Below are 23642 nucleotides of genomic sequence, written 5' to 3'. Positions count from 1 at the left end.
CCATGTTAGTCCTGCGCGAACAGTGCCGCTTTCAGTGCGGGCCATTGGCTGGCAAAACTCTGATGGGGCGGTTCTTTAAAACCGCTGCGGACATACTGAAGCAGCCGGCCTTCGATAAACGCCAGCAGTAAATTTGCCACCGCCGCTTCGTCACCATGGCGTTTACCGGTGCCGAGTTTGCGGTCGCGCAGGCATTGTTTCAGTTGTTTTTCCAACCCTTCCAGCAGCTGGCTGACGCGCTCGCGTAGCCGCTCCTGCTCACCCTGTAAGGCTTCACTGGTCAGCAGCCGGCACAAACCGGGCCTGCGGCCGGCAAATTGCAGCAAGGCCTCCAGCATCAGCTGAATACGCGCTTCGGCTTGTTTGTGGGTCTGAAAAATGATGCGAAATTCGTGTTGCAGCTCGTGTTCAATCAGGTCAAGCAAGCCTTCAAACATCCGCGCTTTACTGGGGAAATGACGGTACAACGCGGCTTCAGTGACGCCCACCTGCGTTGCAAGCGCAGCGGTGGTAATACGCTGACCGGGGCTTTTTTCCAGCATCACGGCCAGCGCATCCAGAATTTCCGCTTTGCGATTACTGCTTCTGGGCGTCGACATCAGCGGTTACGACCGGCCTGAGTGGCCAAATCCACCTTCACCGCGCTCAGAGGTGTCGAATTCTTCGACCAGTTCAAATTGCGCCTGGACGACTGGCATAAACACCAGCTGGGCAATACGGTCGCCCGGCTGAATGGTAAAAGCGTTTTGACCGCGGTTCCAGGTCGAGATCATCAGCTGGCCCTGGTAATCCGAATCGATAAGGCCCACCAGATTGCCCAGCACGATGCCGTTTTTGTGGCCCATGCCCGAACGCGGCAGAATAGTGGCGCACAGGTTGGCATCGCCAATGTGAATAGCAAGGCCGGTTGGGATCAGCTCGGTCTGACCCGGTAACAGCGTCAGCGGTTCATCTAACAAAGCGCGTAAATCCAAACCAGCAGAACCTGGCGTGGCGTATTCCGGCAACGGGTATTCAGTGCCAATGCGCCGGTCGAGGATTTTCAGTTCAATGCTTTTTTTCATGTTGATATTGCTCATAAATTAAGGAAATTAAGGCTTGGGCCAGATCGGTTTTACTGCGTTGGCCCAGCGCGAATTCAGCCGTGGTGCTGTACACCGTGATGGCGTTTTGTTCGCTGTTAAAGCCAAGCGCCGGATCAGACACGTCGTTGGCACATATCAGGTTGAGGTTTTTCTTTTGCAGTTTTTGCCGGGCATATTCCGCGACTTTTTCTGTTTCGGCGGCAAAACCGACAGTAAATGGCCGTTGTGCGCTCATTGCCGCGACGCTGGCGATAATGTCCGGATTTTTCACTAACTGCAGCGTCAGGCCGTCATTGTCAGCGGTTTTTTTGATTTTCTGTGATGCGAGGGCTGCCACGCGAAAATCAGCCACAGCGGCACAGCCGATAAAAATGTCGCTATTGGACGCTTGTTGCATGCTGCTGACATACATCTGTTCGGCGGTGGTGACATCAATTCGCGTCACACCGGTTGGCGTGGCCAGTTGTACCGGGCCGCTGATCAGCGTCACGTCAGCACCAAGCGCGGCAGCGGCAGTGGCGAGGGCATAGCCCATTTTGCCGGAACTGTGGTTACTGATGTAGCGCACCGGGTCAATCGCTTCACGCGTTGGCCCGGCAGTAATGGTCACTTTCACGCCTTGCAACGGTTGCTGCGCCGGTGCTGCCAGCACGCCAATCACGGCATCGACCAGCTGCAGCGGTTCCAGCATTCGGCCCGGGCCGACATCGCCACATGCCTGTTCACCGGCATTGGGCCCAAATATGTGAATTTTGCGTGAAATTAAAGTTGCTAAATTGGCTTGAGTCGCTATGTTCTTATACATCTGCTGATTCATCGCCGGTGCTATTGCCAGCGGCGCGCTACTGGCAAGAATGCAGGTGGTCAGTAAATCATTGGCCATGCCATGGGTGATACGGGCTATCACATCGGCCGAAGCGGGCGCTACTAAGATGAAGTCGGCCCATTTTGCCAGCTCGATATGGCCCATCGCAGCTTCAGCCGCTGGGTCCAGCAACGACTGGCCCACCGGGTTGCCGGATAACGCCTGTAGCGTCAGGGGCGTAATAAATTCAGCGGCGGCCGGGGTCAGGATCACCCGGACCTCGGCGCCACGTTCTTTTAAACGGCGGACCAAATCTGCAGATTTATAGGCAGCAATGCCACCGCTGATCCCAAGCAGGATCTTTTTGCCAGCAAGGATGTTGTGCATAAGAAAACCATCAGCCAGAAACTGGCCGATAAGATACCACGAACTCAAGGACGAGTAATCATGACCATCAAGCAATGGCCGACGGCCGAACAACCTCGCGAGAAATTATTAAGTTACGGCGCCGGCGCCTTATCCGATGGCGAGTTACTGGCGATTTTCCTCGGCCACGGCTGCGCTGGCCTAGACGCGGTGGCGATGTCGCGGCAGCTATTACATGATTTTGGTGGTGTGCGGGCGTTTTTCGCCGCCCCGCGTGGCCAATTCTGCCGGCACAAAGGGCTTGGCGTACATCGTTATGTGAAAACGCAGGCGGTACTGGAGCTGTGTAAGCGCTGTTTATATCAGCACATGCAGCGTGATACGGTGTTTTCTGACCCCGGCATGGTGAAACATTATCTGCAATACAGCATTGGTCTCGAAACACGGGAAGTCTTTATGACCTTGTATTTAGACAGCCAACACCGGCTGATTAAAGCCGAACCACTATTTTATGGCACGATAGATGCCTCGCCGGTCTATCCGCGTATTGTAGTTCAGGCCGCTTTAGCGCATAATGCCGCCGCCGTTATTTTGGCTCACAATCATCCATCCGGAGTTGCTGAGCCGAGTCGCGCTGACAGAGCGATAACGGAGCGCCTGACCCAAGCCATGGCTTTGGTCGACATTAAGTTATTGGATCACTTTGTGGTCGGCGACGCCGAGGTCATATCCTTCGCCGAACGCGGCTGGCTTTAAGATCTGAAAGGATCAACACGATCTATGCATAAAGTTCAGGCATTATTGCTTGAGTTTTTTTAGCTGATCGTGTATAAATTGCGCCCTTTCAGAAATCCGGGGCATTCTTCTTGGCCAGAAGGATGACGATAGCTCGAGCTGAAGTAATTTTGGAGATTTATTGACATGTCTAGAGTATGCCAAATCACTGGCAAAGGTCCGATGGTAGGTAACCGTCGTTCACACGCCAACAACGCAACTAAGCGCCGTTTCCTGCCAAACCTGCAAACTCACCGTTTCTGGGTTGACAGTGAAAACCGTTTCGTCACGCTGCGCCTGACAACTAAGGCTATGCGTATCATCGATAAAAATGGTATCGATGCCGTTTTAGCTGATCTGCGTAAGCAAGGTCATAAGGTTTAAGGAATTAGCAAATGCGCGATAAGATCCGTTTAGTTTCTTCTGCTGGTACAGGCTTTTTCTATACAACTGATAAGAACAAGCGCACCATGCCAGAAAAAATGGAAATCAAAAAATTCGATCCTAAAGTGCGTAAGCACGTGATTTTCAAAGAAGCGAAAATCAAGTAATCGGATTTATTTCCAAAAACAAAACCCGACCTTGTGTCGGGTTTTGTTTTTTTAGCCTCTGATAAATCTTTAGCGGTTTGTCGTTCAGGCCTTTAACGCCCGCGCGAGCGTCAAATCCATCTCTAAGACAAATTGGCGCTGGCAGCACTATCCGGTACACTGCCAGCATCTTCAGGCCATCAACAAAACCTATGCTGAGATTATCCCGCCAATCCTGGAACAATCTGATTATCTTCGGTGTGCTGGCGCTGTTTTTTCTGTTTTACATTGCCCCCAGTCATCTGGCTTTTATGTTAAGCCGCGACCAGACCATCAGCATCGTTGCGCCGGGACAAAAGCTCCTGCAATTACAATTCCCACGTGCCACACTGAAACAAGCTGGACCGGTTTGGCGCTTCGAACCGCAGTTAGATCAGCCGGTGCCCGAAACCATTTTGCAGCATTGGCTGAATTTTCAGTTACCTGCCGCAAAGCCTGAAGGCCCACAAATTATGGCGCAAGTGTGCCGCGTCCTGCTTTATCAAAGTGGTGAGGCGCAACCGATGCTGTGGCTGATTGCGGTTGATCAACAGCAATGGTATCTGCAGTACCAGCAGGTGATATTCCCGATAGATCAGGCCACCGCCGACAAGCTGTGTCCGCCGTCCTTACGTTAAACCGGAGTTGTTATGCCTGAATTACCAGAAGTTGAAGTCTCCCGGTTAGGCATCACGCCACACGTGACTAACAGAACCATCCGCCGTATTGATGTGCGCCAGCCTATGTTACGCTGGCCGGTGCCGGCAGAAGTGATGGCTGTTACGAATGCGCCGGTGCTGAACGTTAGCCGCCGCGCCAAATATCTGCTGATTGAAGTGCCAGACGGCAGCATTATTCTGCATCTGGGGATGTCTGGTAACCTGAAGATCCTCAGCGCCGATACGCCCGCTGGTAAACATGACCATGTCGATATTGTGCTTGATAACAAGACCTTATTGCGCCTGAACGACACCCGCCGTTTTGGTGCTGTGCTGTGGCAGTCTACCGGGACGGAACATCCATTATTGACTACTTTAGGGCCAGAACCGCTGACGCCGGCGTTTCACGCGGAGCAGTTGTTCGCGCAGTGCCAAAAACGCAGCAGCGCCATCAAGCTGGTGCTGATGGATAACCATGTTGTAGTAGGGGTTGGCAATATTTACGCCAATGAATCGCTGTTTAAAGCCGGGATTTTACCGACCAAACCTGCCAATCAACTGACGTTAGCGCAATGTGCCGTGTTGGTCGAAGTAGTGAAACAGATCCTGGCGCAGGCCATCACGCAGGGCGGCACCACGTTAAAAGACTTCAGTCAGGCTGACGGTAAACCAGGTTACTTTAAACAGGAACTACTGGTGTATGGACGTGGTGGCGCAGCCTGTATCAGCTGCAATAGCCTGCTGGAGGAGATCCGTTTAGGCCAGCGCAGCACGGTGTTCTGCCGGCATTGTCAGGCCTAGCGGGTCGTCATTAAAACGGCTTTTTCGCGATCAGACGCCAGCGCCAGCCGGATAAATCTGGATTGTCACTAACCGGTTTTGCCAAATCGATACTGATCACACTGCCGCGACTGGAGTGGCTCGGTAACAGGCGAATGCCGATACCATAACCCGCCAGATTCTGATCATCGTCCGGGCCAGCCGGGCGCTGTGGATTGTCCCAAGCGCGTCCGGCATCGACAAAGCCGGCCAATGCGACATCCAGCAACTGATACACATGCCAGTGTGTGATATAGCGGTACTCCAGTGACGCTATCGCGGCTTTATCGCCGGTTTGATAATAGAGTGGAAATGCGCGCATCCCTTCGTCACCGCCAATTGTCATGCGCTGGTCGCGAAACAGGTTCTTACCAACCGACCATTGCAGCTCCGCGGTCAGTACTTGCTGCGCTGACAAATGCCGGACATAACGCAGTTCACTTTGAAACAACTGCTGTTCCTGCAACTGGTTGCGGTGTAATTGCGAATAGCTGATCTGACCGACTAACCAGCTAATGTCATTGATCACAAAATTCTTTTGCACACTGACCTGCCAGTGCCAGCCGCCTTGATCGGCGCCGAGGCTTTCCAGCAACCGGCCGAGTCGTAGAGATCCCTGCCAGCCAAAATTCACGTCTTCCACCCGGTTCCACAAAAAGAAGTTAGTCAGTTCGCGATAATCCGATTGCAGGAACTCCCAGCTTAACCAGACTTGCGATAGATCGCGGTTCTCCGGTGCGGCTTGGGTGCTATCACTGTTCAAATCAAATTGACGCTCGTCCAGTGTCACGCCGCTATTCAGGTGCTGCACGCTGTCACTGTCCCGCCAGAAACTCCAGCCGCTGCTCAATTCGATCAACTGTTGGTTACTTTTGTACTCGTTGTAGACATCACCACGGGCATATTCACTGATATCTTTGATTTCTTTAAAGATATCCAAGTTGTAAGCGCGCTCTGACGACAGCCGGTAAAAAGGTTTGGCCAGATTCAGCCGGTAACTTTCACCATCTGAGGTGTCGGCATACTGAACCGTGGTCTGCCAGTGACTGCCGCTGATGTTCGGGCTATGAAACTGCAATTTGTAACCGTCGCGCTCGCTGTCGGTAAAGTATTCAATTTGTGCCTGATTGCCGGTGCCCCATAAATTGTCTTCGGACAGGCCCAGATTGGCTTTGGTCGCGCCACCGGTGTGGCCCAGTGAAATTCGCGGTAGTAATGACCAGTTATCCCAGGTCTGCACTGTAACCTGCACGGTCTGACTGGCCTGGCAATAGGCAGTGATATTAATCTCGGCGTGGCGTAAGTAACGACGGGAACGCAGCAGACGTTCTGTTTCTGCCAGTACAGCCTGATCCAGCTGGTCACCTTCCTGAAACAACAAGTCCTCACGCAGCGCTGTTTCGCTGGTGATCACATGATATTCATTAGCAAAACGGTGAAACCAGACGCTGTGTTTGCTATTCAGGTCAAAAATATCGTTACGGGCAAACAGGACTTTGGCAATGCGCCAATGTTGTGCCGCTGTGGGCAGAGGTTCAGTTGCAGACAGCTTGGTGCAGTTCTCCGCAGCCATTGCTTTGCCGCAAAGCGTTAGCAATACAGCCATGCTCAGTATTGTCGGCAGGGATCGGATCCGTCGCATCACAGCTTCCTTGGTTCCGGAACGATGCGGCTCAGTTAATGCGGTTTGACGTGGAAATGCAAGAGGGAAGATAAAATTGTCAGAAGTAACAAAGAGATCAGCTCTGCCTGCTGGCAGAGCTGATCAGACGACTTACATTTTGCCGTCTTTTTTCTTCAGTGATTTTAATAATGCAACTTGGCTGGGTGACAGTTTGATCACGCTGCCCGGATAAGCGCGGCCGGCTGGGTAATCCCATTCACGTGGCCGTGATTCTTCAACGATTTTTTTGAAGCTGGCACAAACGGAATTGGTTGGTTTAGCGCCAAGTTTTTTGGCGTAGGCTTTCAGATATTCGTCTGATGCGCCTTCATTCGACAGTAAACAGTAACCTTCAGTAGAGTACACGACGTCTTCTGCTTCCTGAGCAAAAGCGATGTTGCTGGTCAGAGCCCCGGCTGCCAACAGTACGATAAGACTTTTTTTCATAGTTTTCCTCTTGTTATAACTGCACGTCAAAAATGACGTTCTGAATAACCCTAGCTGCTGAAAAATATTTTGCCAGCTTGTACCCAGATGAATTTTTCTGATTTCTTGCGACTGTACAGAAAAGCCGCTAAACTGCCGGCCAAACCAAGGGGTGCGAAAGCTGAGATGCCGCAAGGCAAACCCTTAGAACCTGATCCGGGTCATACCGGCGGAGGGATGGTGTTAAAACTTCCAGCTGCGCGCGCGTGATCCCGGTCCTAACCGGAGTAAGTTGATGTTACGTGCATTCTCGCCTTTATCTGTCGGTCATTTTTCTTCTGTAACTCTTCAGCGTCCGCCGTTTTTACCGGCGTTATCTGCCATTGCCTTGCTTGTGTCCGGCGCATTGCACGCCGAAGAACAGGCTGTCACAGTGCAGGATGTCGAACGCATTGAAGTGCGTGGAGATTTTCGTCAGACCAATCTACAAAAGTTGCCGGGCAGTGTGGTCGTGCTGGGTGAAACCGATATCAAACGCCAATCTGCGCAGCATCTTGATGATTTACTTGCCAATATCGCCAATTTAAATGCGTCTGCCGGCGCATCGCGTAGTCGTTTTTTGCAGATGCGCGGTGTGGGTGAGCGCAGTGAGTTTGTCGACAACATCAACCCATCCGTTGGCTTGCTGGTCGACGGGATTGACTATTCAGCGCTTGGACTGTTGTCGCTGGCCGACACAGCACAGCTCGAAGTGTTCCGTGGCCCGGAAGCAACCCGCTTTGGTGCTAATGCGCTGGCGGGCATGCTGAACCTGCAAACGGCGGACCCGGTATTTGCCAGCGAAGGCCGTGTCCAACTAACGGCAGCGAATTACGACAGCTGGCAAGCCAGTATGATGGTGAATCAGGCGCTGACAGAACAATTTGCCGTGCGCCTGGTGGCCGATCAGCAAAAATCAGATGGTTTTATCCGCAACGATTTTCTGCAACGCGAAGACACCAACGGCATCGATGAAACCACGTTCCGGCTGAAAACTCGCTACCAACCCAATCAGGATCTGACACTGGACTGGTTGTGGAACCACCACGATATTGATAACGGCTACGATGCATTTTCGCTTGATCGTAACCGCACCACTTTGTCAGACCAACCTGGTCAGGACAAACAAGATGTGGATGCCAGTGCACTGAAGTTGCAGTATCAGGGGTTCGCCAGCGCAGATAGCCTGACGCAGCTGAGCCTGTTAAAAGCGGACACTGACTATGGTTATGACGAAGACTGGGGTTATGTTGGATTGCACCCGGATGAATATTCGTCAACAGACCAATATCTGCGTGAGCGTGATTTTATGAGTCTGGAACAACGGTTCATCAGCAAAAATCAACAGGGCCACAACTGGGTCGCAGGTTTATATGCAAGTCAGCAAACCATTGATTTAACGCGGTTATACACTTGGCTTGATCAGAACTTTATCAGTGATTTCGAACGGCAGAATCTGGCAGTTTATGCAGAGAATGAACAGCAATTAGCTCCGGACCTGACGCTGACTTATGGTGGTCGCCTGGAGCAATATCAGGATGAATATGCCGACAACAATGGTATCCGTACTGATGGTGATGACCAGATGTGGGGCGGTAAACTTAGTTTGGCCTATCAGGTTAGCTCACTCAGCCAGATTTACGGCTTGGTGTCGAAAGGATACAAAGTGGGCGGCGTCAATGGCGAAGCACTGGCGGAAACCCTGAATCCAAAACTGACCGGATTAAAGGATTTCTTGCTCAGCAAAGCCACTTTTGCGCCGGAGCAGCTGATTAACGCTGAATTTGGCGTAAAAGGTCAGAATGCGGATCACACGTTGGTCAGTCGTGTCTCGGCATTTTATATGTGGCGGGATGACATGCAGCTCAAAGGCTGGATCAATCAGGGTACGAAGTTTGTCGGTTATATCGATAATGCGTTTAGTGGACGTAACTATGGTTTGGAAACCGAAAACCGCTGGCAGCTGACCCCTGCGTTGGTGGCACATTTCAGTGGGGCTGTTCTGAAGTCGGAGATCCGCGGTTTTGTCACTAAAGGTGGCCTCGATATGAGCGGCCGCGCACAGGCACAGGCCCCAGAATATCAGTTTAGTGTCGGAGCCGACTGGTCGCCGCTGGAAGCGCTGCAAATCTCGGCGCAGTATGCGCACAAAGATGGCTATTACTACTCTGATTCTGAAAACATCCGCGCTTCGCACAATAACTTGCTGAATCTCAGAGCAAGCTATCAGTGGTCGCAATGGGAGTTGGCACTATGGTGCCGCAATTTGCTGGATGAAACTTACGGCGTGCGCGGTTTTTATTTCGGTAACGACCCACGGGATGGTTATACCGAGCATTTATATGAACAATTTGGTGAACCGCGCCGTATCGGCCTGACCGCGACTTATCAGTTCTGAGCACTTTAAAAGGACATCGTGATGCAACTTTCGATCGAAATCAGTAAATATCCGCTGACCAGCGATTATATCGAGCCTATCAAAGGTTTTATTGAAGAGCTGAATAAAGAAGCGGGCTTGCACGTAATAACCAACACCATGAGCACACAGGTTTTTGGTGAATACGACACTGTGATGGCGGCGCTGCAACGCTGTATCCGCTGGTCGTTTGAGCGTTATGGCAAAGTGGTGTTTGTCGTGAAGTTCCTGCACGGTGACCTGCGGCCATGACGGAACTGTGGCAACAGCTGCTGAATCAATGGCAATTACAGACCGCGCTGGAGCTGATAGCAACTGTGCTGGCGCTGTCTTATACAGTGCTGGCTATCCGCCATAGTCTGTGGTGCTGGCCGGCAGCATTGGCCAGTACAGTGCTGACATTGCAAATCATGCTGAGCGCCAATCTCTATACTGATGCATTGCTGCAGCTGTATTACGCCGGCATGGCCTTGTATGGCTGGTGGAACTGGCAGCAACTTCGCAACCAAAGTGGTTTGGCACAGCAAGTCGTAGAGTGGCGCGGCTCGCAACATCTGCGGCTAATCAGCCTGACTGCGCTTGCTGGATTGTTACTGGGATACCTGATGCAGCAATACACCAGTACCGATTTTGCTTGGCTTGGTGCGCAAATCAGTTGTTTTGCCGTGGTGACAACTTACCTCGTTGCGAAGAAAGTGGTGTCGAACTGGCTGTACTGGATTGTCATCGATGCTGCCTCTATTTACATGTATCTGCAAAAAGATCTGTATTTTTTCAGTGCGCTTTTTGTTATTTATACGCTGACCGCAGCTTCGGGATATTTCGCATGGCGCAGCAATTACCGTCAACAGCAACTGAACAACGCATCTGGCATCTGTGCCAGCGGCTAGAGTTCTTTGCGAATCACGTGCCGCTGGCGCTACAGAAGCTGGCCGCCAGCAGTACCAACGACAATTACTACGTGCATACGCAGCGTGGTCATTATCTGGTGCGGCACTATAAACCGGGCGTAGCGGGCGTGTGCCGGCAGCAAGAACTGCGCTGCCAGCATGCAGCTGCCGCCGCAGGCGTGGCACCGGCGCCACTTTGCCTGAACAACCATCAACGTATTCTGATCAGTGACTTCCTGACCCACAGCCGGCATTTTGACTGGGAACTGCACCATACGCATTTATTGCAGCTGGTGGAGAAACTGGTGCGGCTGCACAAACTGAAAGTGCAGACGCCGGTGTTAGACCCTTTTGTCTACCTGCAGCAACTACGCGACAAAGTGTTTGATGCAGCCTGGAGTGCGGACGATGAGCAAGACTGGCAACGACTTCGCACTGCGGCCAGTGCATTTAGCTTATTACCGGGTGATCAGGTGTTGTGTCATATGGATTTGCACAGCGGCAATATTTTGTTGCAGCACCAGCAGTTATGGCTGATTGATTATGAGTATTGTCAGCAGGCCGACAGTGCCTTTGATTTGGCAGCGTTATGTTTGAATCTGCAGCTGAATACGAAGGAGCAAGAGCAACTACTGAATTTATATCTGCAATTCCGGCCTCAGGCGCGGCAAGATATAGCTCAGCGCTTGCAGTTAGCGTCGTTGTTATACAGTGGGTTTTGCTGGTTGTGGTACAAATCACTGGAAGGCGGTGCAGATAAAGCAAAACTGGCGCAACTTACATTACGCCAGTTTCCTTGTCAGCATTCAGATGCCGCCAAGACGCTCAGCTAACACCTTGTAACGCTTCACGTCTTCTTCTTCGAACATCGGTTTACCTGCGGCGTCCTTGTCGGCTGGAACTAATAAATTTTCCCGTGCCAGTCGTTCGACCCGGATATCCTGAATTGATAAAAAAGCCGCAACTTCGGCTACAGTCATTAAAGCCATGATGATTTCCTGCATGATGTATCCCAGTAATATAAGCGCAGATATTCTGGTTTGTGAATACTGAATGCCGGAACAGGCGAAATTTAACCGGATTAAGTCCGGAAAAATCCTTAGTTACACTTTTTAAGTCGGGCAACGCAGGCGTTTGAGCGCAATACGGTGGGCAGCCTTGTATCTATTATGTTAAAAAAGCAATGTTGTAAGTTTTTAAGCATGAAGCAAAAAAATAACAGGAAGCAAAAATGGCAAATAGACCTCTCTCTCAATGGACCGCACTATTGGGGGCCGGCGCAATGTTGATTAGCGGCATCAGTCATGCCAGTCAACCAGTGCAGGCACCCGTGGCGGAACAAATCCCATATACCGTCAAATCGGCCAACGGCGATCGGGTAGATCCGTACTACTGGATGCGTGATGACAAACGGCAAGATCCAAAAGTGCTGGCGCATCTGCAGGCCGAAAACGCGTATTACCAACAATATGCCGATAAGTATCAGGACCTGACGAACAAACTGACCGACGAAATTATTGGCCGAATCAAACAGGACGACAGTTCTGTACCGGCGAAAAAAGGTGATTATAGCTTTTATACCCGTTATGAAACTGGCCAGCAGTATCCGGTGTATTTGCGTAAAGCACTGAAAACCGGCGAAGAACAAGTGATCCTGGACGTCAATAAAATGGCCGCCGGCAAAGATTTTTACCAGGTTGGTAATTATGCGGTGAGTCCGGATAACAATTTGGTGGCCTATGCCGAAGACACCAATGGCCGCCGCCAATATACGGTGCGGGTTCGCGATCTCAGAACCGGTAAAGATCTGCCCGATGTGTTGACGGGCGTCGAAGCATCGCTGGCTTGGTCATCTGATAGCAAGCATTTGTTTTATATTGAAAAAGATAAACAAACATTACTAGGCAATAAAATCCGTCGTCATCAGTTGGGTGAAGCGGTCGCTAAAGATGTGCTGATGTATGAAGAAAAAGATACCAGCTTCTACACCGGCATCGGCAATAGCAGTGACGACCAGTTTGTCGTGTTATGGCTGGGCAGTACTGTCTCGTCTGAAATCCGCGTATTACCGGCAAACCAGCCGACGGGTGAATTTAAAGCCATTGCGCCACGGCAACGGGACTTCAAATACGAGGCCGACCACTTAGGCAATCGCTGGATTATCAGCACTGACTGGAATGCACCGAATAACCGCATTATGGCTGTGGCGGACGATCAAATCGGTGACCGCGCTCGCTGGTCTGAATTACTGGCGCATGACAAAAACGTTTTTATCGAATCCTTTCAGTTGTTTAACGACTATCTGGCGATCAACGAGCGCAGTGAAGGTTTAAACCGGATCCGTGTGCTGCCGTGGCAAAACCCGGCGAAGGCCAGCTATATCAGTTCGGATGAACCGGTGTATGTCGCAGCTACAGATGTAAATCTGGAACAAAACTCCGAATGGTTGCGTTACAGCTATACGTCGCTGACCACGCCGAATTCCGTGTATGAAGTGAATTTGCGCAGTGGCGAAAAACGTTTGTTGAAACAACAGGAAGTGTTGGGTGGTTTTGATCGTGCCAACTATCAGACCGAACGGGTTTGGGCCATCGCGCGTGATGGTACTAAAGTGCCGGTCAGTTTGTTATACCGCAAAGGCTTTAAAAAGGATGGTTCAGCGCCACTGTACCAATATGCCTACGGCTCTTATGGCTCTTCATCTGCCCCAAGCTTTCGCTCCAGCGTATTGTCGTTAGTCGACCGTGGTTTTGTGTATGCCATCGCTCACATCCGTGGTGGTCAGGAAATGGGGCGTCACTGGTATGAAGACGGCAAATTACTGAAAAAAATCAATACCTTCACTGACTACATTGATGTCACAGACTATCTGGTAAAACAGCAGTATGCGGCCAAAGATAAAGTATTTGGTATGGGCGGTAGCGCCGGGGGGCTGCTGATGGGTGCTGTTGCCAATATGGCGCCGGAGAAATACCGGGCTTTAGTGGCCAACGTGCCTTTTGTCGATGTGGTGACAACGATGCTGGACGAGTCCATCCCACTGACTACAAACGAGTTTGACGAATGGGGCAATCCAAAACAAAAAGCCTACTACGACTATATGCTGTCCTATTCGCCTTATGACCAGGTGAAAAAGCAGGCTTATCCGGCACTGCTGGTGACAACAGGTCTGCACGATTCCCAAGTGCAGTATTTTGAGCCAGCCAAGTGGGTGGCAAAACTCAGAACAGAAAAAACTGACCAGCAACCGTTGTTATTCCGCACCAATATGGAGGCTGGTCACGGTGGTAAGTCCGGTCGTTTCTCGCGGATGAAAGAAGTGGCGCAGGAATATGCCTTTATTCTGTCACTACTGGATAAGAAATCCTGATATATCAGTAATATAATATGTATGAACTGAAGCCCGGCATATTTGCCGGGCTTTTTTTCGCCGCTTTCAGTGCGGCAAGGCATAGACGTTGAACAGCGACGTGGTGAGTTGACTGGTCGCAAATTTCAGGCTGTATTCATAATTGTCACGGAGCTGCCATAGACATATTTGGCTGAACTCAGGTATAAGAATCTGACGTCGTTGATGTTTTTCGAGACTGGACTGTAATTTACTCTTTGGTAGGGCAGGCGAATCATCTCAGTTACGCTACATTAAACGTTGACGAAACTGCCGATAAAGATCAAATCAGATAATAACAAGTGAGATCCGCTATGAAACCATCTGGCACTGCGCTGGCGCTGTACACCAATTTTCTCGGGCAATCGCCCAACTGGTTCAAACTGACCATAATTGCCTTTCTGTTTGTGAATCCATTGGTATTTATTCAGAACCCATATATTGCGGGTTGGTTGTTGGTGCTGGAATTTATTTTCACACTAGCGATGGCGCTGAAATGTTATCCATTGTTACCTGGTGGTCTGTTAGCGATTCAGGCGGTCGCAATGGGCATGACGAGCACGGAAAAAGTCATGCATGAAGTGTCTGTCAATATTGAAGTGGTGTTGCTGCTGGTGTTTATGGTTGCAGGCATTAACTTCGTCAAAGACTTGCTGTTATTTGTGTTTACCAAGCTGTTGCTGCGGGTGAAATCCAAAACCGGAATTTCGCTGGCATTTTGTGTGATGGCAGCATTTTTATCGGCGTTCCTTGATGCGCTGACCGTGGTAGCCGTTGTGATCAGTGTTGCCGTTGGTTTTTATGCGATTTACCACAAAATTTCCTCAGGCAAGACGTTTCTGGATAATCATGATCACAATGCTGATGGTGAGGTCCGCGAGTTATCGCGCACCGATCTGGAAAATTTCCGTGGTTTCCTGCGCAACCTGTTGATGCATGCCGGGGTCGGTACGGCCTTGGGCGGCGTTTCTACTATGGTGGGGGAACCACAAAACCTGATTATTGCCGAAGCTGTTGAATGGGGCTTTGCTGAATTTGCTTTGCGGATGTGTGCCGTCAGTGTGCCGGTATTAATTTGTGGTTTGTTGACCACCGCATTGGTAGAGAAAATAAAGTGGTTTGATTTCGGTTATAAAATGCCGGATGCCGTGCGGACAGTGTTGGTTGACTATGATGCACACCAAAGCGCCAAACTGACTGCGTCAGATATATCTAAGCTGTGGGTACAAGGCGTTATTTCGGTATTGCTGATCATCTGCCTGAGTCTGCACATTGCGTCTGTCGGCCTGATTGGTTTGATGGTCATCATTCTGGCGACCACTTTTTGCGGTGTCACCGACGAACATGCCATCGGCAATGCTTTTAAAGAAGCGTTACCTTTTACCGCCCTGTTGGTGGTGTTTTTTGCCGTGGTCGCGGTGATTATTGACCAGCATCTGTTTACCCCAATCATCACCTGGGTATTGACGTTTGATGGACAGCTGCAGCTAGCTGTGTTGTTTATGGCTAACGGTGTGTTATCGATGGTCAGCGACAACGTCTTTGTTGGCACTGTTTACATCAACGAGGTCAAAGCAGCGTGGGAAGCCGGCCGGATCAGCCGTGAGCAGTTTGAAATGTTGGCAATTGCTATCAATGCTGGGACCAACCTGCCAAGTGTCGCCACGCCAAATGGCCAGGCCGCGTTCTTGTTCCTGCTAACCAGCGCATTAGCCCCGCTTATCCGTTTGTCATACATGCGGATGGTGTGGATGGCAGTGCCGTATACGATAGTGCTGACAGCGGCAGGCTTATTAGCGACGGTGTTCCTGCTGCCGGAAGTGACGCATTACTTCTACAGTGTCGGTTGGATCCATCATTATGTGCCAGGTGCGGCGCATTAATTCATCGGCAAAACTGGGGCATTCACCGGTTAGAATGCCCCATTGATCGGTTAAGGACTTGTTTTCATCCGCTGTCACCCAGACAAATCAGGATATCTTTTAATCTGTTGTGTGAGCAGGTACAGAGTTTTGACTGAGCTCAGCACACAAAACTGCTAAAGAGGCGATGACATGGTGTCGATACTCCCTTGGATTTTGTCTGCCCCTTTATTCGGTATTACGCTGTTGTTGTGTTTCAGACAGCTCAGCCGTAATCAACAGACATGGATAGCACTGGCGGCGCCGGCATTTGGTCTGCTGCTGTTAGCGCCGTTGATCCCGCAATTGCTGCAAGGCGAGGTGCTGCAACAACAATGGCAGTGGTTGCCATTATTGGGCTTGCAATGGACCTTACGCTTAGACGCGCTGGCGCTGCTGTTTGTCCTGTTGATCTTCGGCATCGGCCTGTTAGTAATTTTTTATGCTCGGTATTACCTCAGTCCAAAAGACCCAATGGGCCGGTTTTATGCCTGCCTGCTGTTGTTTATGCAGGCGATGCTTGGCATCGTGTTGTCGGGCAACGTCTTGCAACTCTGGCTGTTCTGGGAACTGACCAGTATCAGCTCGTTTTTACTCATCAGCTATTGGTCTCATCGCTCCGATGCGCGCAAAGGGGCGCGGCTGGCTCTTACGGTAACAGCGGCCGGTGGCCTGGCGTTGCTGGTCGGTCTGGTGTTACTCGGTCAGGTGGCTGGCAGTTATCAGCTTGATGTTATCCTCAGCAAAGGAGCGGAGATTGTTGCTCATGCTCAATATCCGCTGATCCTGACCTTGGTGTTGCTGGGGGCTTTCACCAAATCCGCGCAATTTCCGTTTCATTTCTGGCTGCCCAATGCGATGGCAGCGCCGACGCCGGTCAGCGCCTATCTGCATTCGGCGACGATGGTCAAAGCTGGTATTTTTTTACTGATCCGTTTATATCCGGCCTTGGCTGGGACCGATTTATGGTTCAGTTTGGTAAGTCTTGCCGGTTTACTGACATTGCTGACTGGCGCCTATTTCGCCTTATTCCAACACGATATCAAAGGCTTATTAGCCTATTCGACCATTTCACATCTTGGTCTTATCACGCTATTGCTGGGTCTCGATACCGATCTGGCGACTGTCGCTGCTATTTTTCATATTATCAACCATGCCGTGTTTAAAGCGTCGTTGTTTATGGCTGCCGGTATTATTGATCATGAAACTGGCTCACGTGATATGCGTAAAATCAACGGGTTATGGCATTTTATGCCGGTCACTGCCAGCTTGGCGATGGTGGCTGCTGCCGCAATGGCCGGCGTACCGCTGTTAAATGGTTTTCTATCAAAAGAGATGTTTTTCAGTCAGACGTTGCACCAAAGCGTGCTGGGTTCACTGAGCTGGTTGTTACCACTGCTAGCGACTGTCGCTGCGATGTTTTCAGTGGCCTATTCAGCCCGTTTTATCCACGACGTATTTTTTAACGGTAAGCCAATAGGCCTCGACAAAACTCCGCATGAACCGCCGCGATATATGCGGGTGCCAATGGAAATTTTGGTCGCACTTTGTATTGGCGTCGGTTTATTCCCGCAGTGGCTGGTGGGCGATATTCTGCTGGCGGCGTCAACAGCTGCGTTGCAGCAAGCGCCGCCGACTTATAGCTTGGCGTTATGGCATGGACTGAACCTGCCGCTGTTGATGAGTGCAGTGGCATTTGTTGCCGGTATTGTGCTGTATATCAACCGCAAACAGTTGTTTTTGTTTCAGGCTGGTTTCCAGTCAACGTTAGCAATCTATCGCTTTGAAGCGCTGGTGCAGCGTCTGGTACACGCTTGTCGTCGCTTCAGTCAATGGGCCGAGCCCGGTCGTCTGCAGTGGTATATCGCTATCATCCTGTGGGCGATGGTATTACTGGCTGGCTATCCGTTAGTGCAACTTGCCGATTTACAGGGACCGCGGCCAACGATGGCTCCGGACCTGCTGACCGCCGCGTTGCTACTGGTAATGGTACTTGCCGCTGTTGCTACGGTGCTATGGCAACGGCAACGCCTGTTGGCGCTGATCATGGTGTCGGTGGTGGGACTGATGCTGAGTTTGTTGTTTATCCGTTTTTCCGCACCGGATCTGGCGTTAACCCAGCTGGCTGTTGAAGTTGCGACTGCGGTGTTGTTGATGTTGGCGTTGTATTTTTTACCGCACCGCAGCCCGAAACAGAGTGCGCATTCGACCTTATTGCGCGATCTGGTGTTGGCTTGCAGTTGTGCCATTGTGGTCGGTAGTTTGTCGTATCTGATGCTGACGCAACAGGTGGATTCGGTGTCGGCTTATTTTCTGGCCAATGCCAAAACCGGTGGTGGCGGCACCAATGTGGTTAATGTGATCCTGGTCGATTTCCGCGGTTTTGATACTTTTGGTGAGATCACCGTGTTAGGGATAGCGGCGCTTGGGATCTATAAGCTGCTGACCGGCATTCCGCGCTTTAAACCCAGTGCCGATGCTGATGGTCGTAAGTGGGCACTGGATGCGCATCCTTTGTTATTAAGGGTGGTCTCACAAGGGCTATTGCCGCTGGCATTGCTGGTATCGGTGTACATCTTTTTCCGTGGCCATAATCTGCCGGGCGGCGGTTTTGTTGCGGGTCTTGTCACCGCAGTTGCGCTTGTTTTGCAATACATTGCCCACGGCGTGGATTGGGTCAAACCGCGATTAAACCTACAATTTTCGGCGCTTATCGCCAGCGGTATTTTGATTGCCGGACTGACCGGTGCTTTCAGCTGGCTGTTTGGTAAACCTTTCTTAACCTCCTGGTTTGATTATTTCCAACTGCCATTGCTGGGACAAATTGAGCTGGCCAGTGCGATGGCATTTGATTTAGGGGTTTACCTGACAGTGGTGGGGTCCACGCTGTTAATCCTGGCCAACCTCGGCAAGTTGACGACAAGGTATAAACCGGAACACAAGGAGCAAGCCTGATGGAATTATTACTGGCAGTCGCCATCGGCCTGCTAACTGGCTGTGGTGTGTTGTTGCTGTTGCGGGGCCGTACCTTTGCCGTAATGCTGGGCCTGACCATGCTGTCTTACGCAGTGAATCTGTTTATTTTTGTCAGCGGTGGACTCACTGCCGGCGCCGGCGCAGTGCTGGGGGCTTCTGCCCGCTACGCTGATCCGCTGCCGCAGGCGCTGGTGCTGACCGCAATCGTGATTGGTTTTGCCATGACCGCATTCCTGGTCGTGTTGGCGATCCGTTCGCGTGCCGAACTTGGGCATGACGAATTAGATAATCAACGCTCGCCGAAGCGGGGGATGCCCTGATGTCACATTTAGTCATTCTGCCGATTTTATTGCCGGCTTTATTTGCGGTGTTGTTGTTGCTGCAGCCACTGACGGGGGCCGCGCAGCGACGGCGTAGTTACAGTGTTGTGGCCATGCTGCTGACGTTCTTGGTCAGCTCAGTGCTGTTGTGGCAGCAAACCAATGTACCGGCACAACATTATTTACTTGGTAACTGGGCGCAGCCGTTTGGCATTTTGCTGGTGGCGGACCAGCTATCGGCGCTGTTTGTCTGGTTGACATCGTTATTGGCGCTGGCGGTGACGCTATATAGCTGCAGCGGTGATGATGAAAAGGGCGCGTATTTCCATCCGTTATTACATTTTCTGCTGATGGGGCTGAACGGCGCCTTCCTGACCGGTGATTTGTTTAACCTGTTTGTATTTTTTGAAGTGCTGCTGATCTCGTCCTATGGCCTGTTAGTGCATGGCGGTGGCAAAAAACGTATTCAGGCGGCACTGCATTATGTGGTGCTGAATCTGGTTGGTTCGGCGCTGTTTTTGCTAGCGTTGGCGTTGCTGTACGCGATGCTGGGGTCGTTGCATATGGCCGATATGGCGCAGCGGATCAGCGTGCTGGAGCCGTCGCAGGCGCTGGCAGTAAAAGCGGCGGCGGCGTTGTTGCTGATTGTGTTTGGTTTAAAAGCTGCGTTGTTACCGTTTCATTTCTGGTTGCCGGCGGCCTACAGCCAAGCCAATGCCAGTGTAGCGGCGATTTTTGCGGTAATGACCAAAGTTGGTATTTATAGCCTGCTGCGGGTGTTTGGTCTGTTGTTTGGCGCAACAGCCGGCACGCTAAGTGGTTATGGCGATACATTGCTGTGGTGGGGCGGGTTGCTGACGATGCTGCTTGCCACTGCGATGGTGTTGGCTGCGGTGGATTTAAAAGGCATGGCGGCCGCGCTGGTATTGTTATCAGCCGGTACCTTATTGACCGCGCTGGGCAGTGGAGTCGCTGAAGTCAAAGCTGCGGCCTTGTTGTATGCGGTTCATTCCAGCTGGATTGGCGCAGTATGGTTTTTATTGGCCGACCAGATAGGCCAGCAACGCGGCAGTGTCGGCGATCGTCTCGTGCCTGGGCCCCGTCTGGTCCAGCCGCAACTGTATGGCTGGTTGTTTGCGTTGAGTGCGCTGGTAGTGATTGGTATGCCCCCATTCTCTGGATTCATCGCCAAGCTTTGGCTGCTTCAGGGCATTACCAGCCATCCGGCGGGTATGTTGCTGGTTGCGGTGCTGTTACTGAGCAGTCTGGCCGTGCTGATTGCATTAAGTCGGGCCGGCAGCATGCTGTTCTGGCGTGCCAACTCACCGGCTCAGGATCTAAGTCCGGCCAGCCGGTTGCCGGTTAGCGCAGTGGCTTTATTGTTGATATCTGGCCTGACGTTGGTGCTGTGTGGCAACTGGTGGACCCAATTTTGCCTTGATGCAATTGCACAGCTGCAGGCTGGCGTGGGAGTACACTGATGAGACAGACCTTATTTGCCACCCCCCTGCGCAGTGCATCGCTGCTCTTGGTCTGGTGCGCGCTGCACAACAGTTTCTCACCGTTGATTCTATTGACGGGAGTGTTGTTGGCGCTGCTGATCCCATGGCTTAGTCGTGGTTTTCGTGAACCACAGCCGGCAGTGCGCCGGTATGGCTTATTGGCGCGGTATTTGTTGATGGTGTTATGGGACATCGTCATCGCCAATATGCAGGTGATTAAAGTTGTACTTGGACCTAACAGGTCACTGCGGCCAGGTTTTGTGCTGCTGCCATTAGATTTGACTGAGCCATTGCCGCTAACGATTTTGGCTGGCACGATTTGCCTGACCCCTGGCACAGTCAGCGCTGAATTACTTCCGCGAAGTGCTGATAAACCACAGTTTCTGTTATTACACGTGTTAGATCTGCAAGATGAAGCACGCTTGATCGCGGAGCTGAAACAGCGTTATGAAATGCCGCTGAAGGAGATTTTTGCATGTTCAGTCTGATCCTGATTGCTGTGATGAGTGTGATCGTGTTTGCACTATTGTTAAATGGGCTGTCACTATTGCGTGGACCGGATTTAGCAGACCGTTTACTGGCGCTGGATACCATGTATATCAACAGTATCGCGCTGTTGTTGGTGTATGGGATTTATGTCTCGACCCAGCTGTATTTCGAAGCCGCGCTGCTGATTGCGATGCTGGGCTTTGTCAGTACAGTTGCTGTCTGCAAGTTTATGCTACGCGGCGATATTATCGAATAGGGGGCTAGATGAGCATACTGGAGTGGGTGATTGGTGGCTTGTTGCTATTGGGCGCATTATTTGTGTTGCTGGGGTCGGTGGCGCTGCTGAAGTTACCGGATTTTTATACCCGGCTACATGGCCCGACTAAAGCCACTACTTTAGGGCTTGGCAGCCTTGTGCTTGCGTCATTGCTGTATTTTAATCTGCATGAGCAAACGCTGAGTCTGCAACAACTGTTAATTGCATTGTTTTTGTTTATTTCGGCACCAGTGACCGCGCACATGCTGATTAAAGTGGCGTTGCACCATCGACTAAAAGCCTGTGACAACACGCAGGGACAGGATCAAATACCAAAAGACTGAGAAACCGCAGGACTGGAACCGCGAGGCTAAAGCGCGGCTGGCTGCGAGTTTTAGTTTTCGTCGAAACCTGCGCGGATCAGTGTAGTCACTGCGACCAGTGCATCTTCAGCCTGCTCACCGCTGGTCACCACATCAACATTTTTGCCCTTGCTGCTGGCCAGCATTAACAACGCCAGCACACTGCTGGCATCGGCGCTGCGGCCGTCTTGTTGCAGTTCAATTTTGGCATCAAATTGCATACATAGCTGCGCCAGCTTGGTGGCGGCACGGGCATGCAAACCCAGTTGATTGACGATGGTGACAGTATCTTTAAAGCTATTTGCCATGGTGACGGACTAACTCCCGGTGGCGGATTTGCACGTCTTCGCGTAAAGCCCGGAAGCTTTCTGCCAAAGACTCAACAATATAAACCGAACGATGTTGTCCGCCGGTACAACCGATGGCGATCGTCAGGTAACTGCGGTTATTGCGTTCGAGGTGTGGCAACCAGGTGCTGATAAAGCTGTTAATTTGCCAGGTATATTTCGCGACCACCGGCTGCGCTTCCAGATAATCTTTCACTGGTTGGTCAAGACCAGTCAGGATCTTCAATTCAGGTTCCCAATGTGGATTGGGTAGGAAGCGGGCGTCAAAGACAAAGTCTGCGTCTTTCGGAATGCCGTATTTAAAGCCAAAAGATTCAAATAACATCACCAAGCGACCGGTTTTCTGCCCGAGGATCCGCTCGCGTAACTGCTCGGTCAGCTGATGTACGTTTAGTTCTGTGGTGTCGATATACAGATCGGCGCGACTGGATATTGGGTCCAGTAACTGTTGCTCGCGCTGAATGGCTTCGTCCAGTGACATCGCCTGATGCGACAGCGGGTGTAGCCGGCGGGTCTCACTAAAACGTTTGATGAGGCTGGTATGGTCGGCATCGAGGTACAGGATGGTCAGTTCAACTTTACGCGGTAGATACGACAGGATCTCGGTGAGTTCCTCCGGTTCCTGCGGTAAGTTGCGCACATCGATACTGACGGCGACACGTTCATATTGTCCCATCACCGCATTGGCGAGGGTGGGCAACAAATTGACCGGAATATTGTCAACGCAGTAGTAGCCTAAATCTTCCATCACCCGTAACGCGACGGATTTACCTGAACCTGACCTGCCGCTAACCACCAGTAATTTCATTTGGCGCTGCCTGTGTCAGCATGGCTGAGCAGCAACTGATACAGTGCCTGATCCGTGCCAGCATGACGGATTTTTCGCGTCAGATCCTTTTGACTGAGCAGTCGGGCGATGCCGGCTAACGTCGTCAAATGCGTCTGGCACTGATTTTCCGGAATGAGGATGGCGCAGAATATATCCACGGCCTGATTGTCAATTGCATCGAATTGAATGGCATCCTGACTGACAACAAACACCAGCACAGGGGTTGTCACGCCTTTCAGTTTGCCATGAGGAATGGCGATGCCGCCGCCAATACCGGTTGAGCCCAGCTTTTCCCGCGCCATCAGCGCTTCGAATACTGTGGACTCGGACAATTCCGGCATATGCTGGTGTGCAAGCTCCGCGACGTATTCAAGGATGCGTTTTTTACTATTAAAAAGGACCGCACTTTTTGTGCAGTCCTCCGATAACATTGAGCTTAGGTTCATAAATCCAGAGTTCAGTGACGAGAAATCTTCTCTTTGTGTTTGATGACCTGACGATCCAGTTTATCGATCAACAGGTCAATCGCGGCGTACATGTTATCATCTTCACACTGCGCAAACACCTCTCCGCCGTTTAAATGCAGTTTGGCTTCGGCGATTTGTTTTAACTTTTCGACATTGAGCACAACATGCACATTGTTGATATGTTCAAAATGCTTTTCAAGCTTGGCAAATTTGCTGTCTACATATTCTCTCAGTGCTGCAGTAATTTCTACATGACGACCAGTTAGATTAATTTGCATAGACATTTCCTTCTTA

27 protein-coding genes and 1 riboswitch are annotated in these 23642 nt (G+C 51.1%); of the genes, 17 read left to right on the top strand and 10 right to left on the bottom strand.

From position 1 onward, the window contains the following. Positions 1-5: 5 nt before the first annotated feature. Genes slmA through coaBC form a run of 3 tightly spaced genes read right to left on the bottom strand, consistent with a single transcriptional unit; the run spans position 6 to position 2277 of the window. Positions 6-599, bottom strand: a complete 594-nt coding sequence (gene slmA / locus ACFFJP_RS13600) for a nucleoid occlusion factor SlmA (RefSeq protein WP_377244940.1) — start codon at positions 597-599, stop codon at positions 6-8. 6 nt (positions 600-605) lie between these two features. Beyond that, positions 606-1064 (bottom strand): dUTP diphosphatase, encoded by a 459-nt coding sequence (dut, locus tag ACFFJP_RS13595; protein WP_031566718.1) that lies wholly within the window; start codon positions 1062-1064, stop codon positions 606-608. Beyond that, a complete protein-coding gene (coaBC, locus tag ACFFJP_RS13590; protein WP_377244935.1) occupies positions 1048-2277 on the bottom strand; it encodes a bifunctional phosphopantothenoylcysteine decarboxylase/phosphopantothenate--cysteine ligase CoaBC in 1230 nt (409 codons plus the stop codon). Before coaBC ends, dut begins: the two co-directional genes overlap by 17 nt. Positions 2278-2337: 60 nt before the next feature. On the opposite strand from coaBC, the gene radC reads away from it, so the two are divergent. The 5 genes from radC to mutM all read left to right on the top strand — a co-directional run bounded on the left by radC (position 2338) and on the right by mutM (position 5059). Next, on the top strand, positions 2338-3012 hold the full coding sequence (gene radC, locus ACFFJP_RS13585) for a RadC family protein (RefSeq protein ID WP_377244932.1): 675 nt from the start codon (positions 2338-2340) through the stop codon (positions 3010-3012). 165 nt (positions 3013-3177) lie between these two features. Further along, positions 3178-3414, top strand: a complete 237-nt coding sequence (gene rpmB / locus ACFFJP_RS13580) for a 50S ribosomal protein L28 (protein ID WP_377244929.1) — start codon at positions 3178-3180, stop codon at positions 3412-3414. An 11-nt stretch (positions 3415-3425) separates the two neighbouring features. Continuing rightward, positions 3426-3581 carry a 50S ribosomal protein L33 gene (rpmG, locus tag ACFFJP_RS13575; protein WP_031566726.1) on the top strand — a complete coding sequence of 52 codons (156 nt, stop codon included), beginning with the start codon at positions 3426-3428 and terminating at the stop codon, positions 3579-3581. A gap of 191 nt (positions 3582-3772) precedes the next feature. Then, entirely contained in the window at positions 3773-4237 is a 465-nt protein-coding gene (locus ACFFJP_RS13570; protein ID WP_377244926.1) for a hypothetical protein, read from the top strand. 12 nt (positions 4238-4249) lie between these two features. Continuing rightward, on the top strand, positions 4250-5059 hold the full coding sequence (gene mutM / locus ACFFJP_RS13565; protein WP_377244923.1) for a bifunctional DNA-formamidopyrimidine glycosylase/DNA-(apurinic or apyrimidinic site) lyase: 810 nt from the start codon (positions 4250-4252) through the stop codon (positions 5057-5059). A 10-nt stretch (positions 5060-5069) separates the two neighbouring features. Here the strand turns inward: mutM and ACFFJP_RS13560 are convergent, their stop codons facing one another. Both ACFFJP_RS13560 and ACFFJP_RS13555 read right to left on the bottom strand, forming a co-directional pair. Then, on the bottom strand, positions 5070-6719 hold the full coding sequence (locus tag ACFFJP_RS13560; RefSeq protein ID WP_377244920.1) for a BamA/TamA family outer membrane protein: 1650 nt from the start codon (positions 6717-6719) through the stop codon (positions 5070-5072). A 132-nt stretch (positions 6720-6851) separates the two neighbouring features. After that, positions 6852-7187 carry a porin family protein gene (locus ACFFJP_RS13555; protein ID WP_377244917.1) on the bottom strand — a complete coding sequence of 112 codons (336 nt, stop codon included), beginning with the start codon at positions 7185-7187 and terminating at the stop codon, positions 6852-6854. Positions 7188-7324: 137 nt separating this feature from the next. Beyond that, a riboswitch (TPP riboswitch) is annotated at positions 7325-7421 on the top strand. 40 nt (positions 7422-7461) lie between these two features. On the opposite strand from ACFFJP_RS13555, the gene ACFFJP_RS13550 reads away from it, so the two are divergent. Genes ACFFJP_RS13550 through ACFFJP_RS13535 form a run of 4 tightly spaced genes read left to right on the top strand, consistent with a single transcriptional unit; the run spans position 7462 to position 11344 of the window. Further along, a complete protein-coding gene (locus tag ACFFJP_RS13550) occupies positions 7462-9603 on the top strand; it encodes a TonB-dependent receptor (RefSeq protein WP_377244914.1) in 2142 nt (713 codons plus the stop codon). Positions 9604-9624: 21 nt separating this feature from the next. Then, complete coding sequence (locus tag ACFFJP_RS13545; RefSeq protein ID WP_377244911.1) at positions 9625-9873, top strand: YkoF family thiamine/hydroxymethylpyrimidine-binding protein; 249 nt, start codon at positions 9625-9627, stop codon at positions 9871-9873. After that, a complete protein-coding gene (pnuC, locus tag ACFFJP_RS13540) occupies positions 9870-10511 on the top strand; it encodes a nicotinamide riboside transporter PnuC (protein ID WP_377244908.1) in 642 nt (213 codons plus the stop codon). The genes ACFFJP_RS13545 and pnuC overlap by 4 nt, the downstream gene beginning before the upstream one ends. Beyond that, positions 10448-11344 (top strand): phosphotransferase, encoded by an 897-nt coding sequence (locus tag ACFFJP_RS13535; protein ID WP_377244905.1) that lies wholly within the window; start codon positions 10448-10450, stop codon positions 11342-11344. The genes pnuC and ACFFJP_RS13535 overlap by 64 nt, the downstream gene beginning before the upstream one ends. On the opposite strand, the gene ACFFJP_RS13530 is transcribed toward ACFFJP_RS13535, so the two are convergent. After that, positions 11318-11500, bottom strand: coding sequence for a helix-turn-helix domain-containing protein (locus ACFFJP_RS13530; RefSeq protein WP_208932853.1), 183 nt, complete (start codon positions 11498-11500; stop codon positions 11318-11320). The genes ACFFJP_RS13535 and ACFFJP_RS13530 overlap by 27 nt on opposite strands. Positions 11501-11742: 242 nt before the next feature. On the opposite strand from ACFFJP_RS13530, the gene ACFFJP_RS13525 reads away from it, so the two are divergent. The 8 genes from ACFFJP_RS13525 to ACFFJP_RS13490 all read left to right on the top strand — a co-directional run bounded on the left by ACFFJP_RS13525 (position 11743) and on the right by ACFFJP_RS13490 (position 21687). Further along, positions 11743-13881: a S9 family peptidase gene (locus ACFFJP_RS13525; protein ID WP_377244902.1), complete on the top strand. Its 2139-nt coding sequence runs from the start codon at positions 11743-11745 to the stop codon at positions 13879-13881. A gap of 332 nt (positions 13882-14213) precedes the next feature. Further along, entirely contained in the window at positions 14214-15782 is a 1569-nt protein-coding gene (gene nhaB / locus ACFFJP_RS13520) for a sodium/proton antiporter NhaB (RefSeq protein WP_377244899.1), read from the top strand. A 171-nt stretch (positions 15783-15953) separates the two neighbouring features. After that, the gene (locus ACFFJP_RS13515; RefSeq protein WP_377244896.1) at positions 15954-18755 is read left to right on the top strand and encodes a monovalent cation/H+ antiporter subunit A; all 2802 of its coding nucleotides are present in this window, start codon (positions 15954-15956) and stop codon (positions 18753-18755) included. Then, a complete protein-coding gene (locus ACFFJP_RS13510) occupies positions 18755-19096 on the top strand; it encodes a Na+/H+ antiporter subunit C (protein ID WP_377244893.1) in 342 nt (113 codons plus the stop codon). The genes ACFFJP_RS13515 and ACFFJP_RS13510 overlap by 1 nt, the downstream gene beginning before the upstream one ends. Beyond that, positions 19096-20577 carry a monovalent cation/H+ antiporter subunit D gene (locus ACFFJP_RS13505; RefSeq protein WP_377244890.1) on the top strand — a complete coding sequence of 494 codons (1482 nt, stop codon included), beginning with the start codon at positions 19096-19098 and terminating at the stop codon, positions 20575-20577. Before ACFFJP_RS13510 ends, ACFFJP_RS13505 begins: the two co-directional genes overlap by 1 nt. Continuing rightward, on the top strand, positions 20577-21086 hold the full coding sequence (locus ACFFJP_RS13500; RefSeq protein WP_377244887.1) for a Na+/H+ antiporter subunit E: 510 nt from the start codon (positions 20577-20579) through the stop codon (positions 21084-21086). The genes ACFFJP_RS13505 and ACFFJP_RS13500 overlap by 1 nt, the downstream gene beginning before the upstream one ends. Then, positions 21074-21343: a K+/H+ antiporter subunit F gene (locus ACFFJP_RS13495; RefSeq protein WP_377244884.1), complete on the top strand. Its 270-nt coding sequence runs from the start codon at positions 21074-21076 to the stop codon at positions 21341-21343. The genes ACFFJP_RS13500 and ACFFJP_RS13495 overlap by 13 nt, the downstream gene beginning before the upstream one ends. 8 nt (positions 21344-21351) lie before the next feature. After that, complete coding sequence (locus ACFFJP_RS13490; RefSeq protein WP_377244881.1) at positions 21352-21687, top strand: Na+/H+ antiporter subunit G; 336 nt, start codon at positions 21352-21354, stop codon at positions 21685-21687. 50 nt (positions 21688-21737) lie between these two features. Here the strand turns inward: ACFFJP_RS13490 and ACFFJP_RS13485 are convergent, their stop codons facing one another. The 4 genes from ACFFJP_RS13485 to hpf are packed head-to-tail and all read right to left on the bottom strand — an operon-like array spanning position 21738 to position 23626. Beyond that, complete coding sequence (locus ACFFJP_RS13485) at positions 21738-22013, bottom strand: HPr family phosphocarrier protein (protein ID WP_377244878.1); 276 nt, start codon at positions 22011-22013, stop codon at positions 21738-21740. Next, positions 22003-22860, bottom strand: a complete 858-nt coding sequence (gene rapZ / locus ACFFJP_RS13480) for an RNase adapter RapZ (RefSeq protein ID WP_031566769.1) — start codon at positions 22858-22860, stop codon at positions 22003-22005. Before rapZ ends, ACFFJP_RS13485 begins: the two co-directional genes overlap by 11 nt. Next, entirely contained in the window at positions 22857-23312 is a 456-nt protein-coding gene (gene ptsN / locus ACFFJP_RS13475) for a PTS IIA-like nitrogen regulatory protein PtsN (RefSeq protein ID WP_377245728.1), read from the bottom strand. Before ptsN ends, rapZ begins: the two co-directional genes overlap by 4 nt. A 26-nt stretch (positions 23313-23338) precedes the next feature. Beyond that, positions 23339-23626, bottom strand: coding sequence for a ribosome hibernation promoting factor (gene hpf, locus ACFFJP_RS13470; protein WP_377244874.1), 288 nt, complete (start codon positions 23624-23626; stop codon positions 23339-23341). Positions 23627-23642: the final 16 nt, after the last annotated feature.

Origin of the sequence: Rheinheimera tilapiae (genome assembly GCF_042432165.1) — a bacterium.
Classification (GTDB): domain Bacteria; phylum Pseudomonadota; class Gammaproteobacteria; order Enterobacterales; family Alteromonadaceae; genus Pararheinheimera; species Pararheinheimera tilapiae.
The sequence above is the reverse complement of the archived record's forward strand: the minus strand, read 5'-3'. Positions and strand labels throughout refer to the sequence as shown.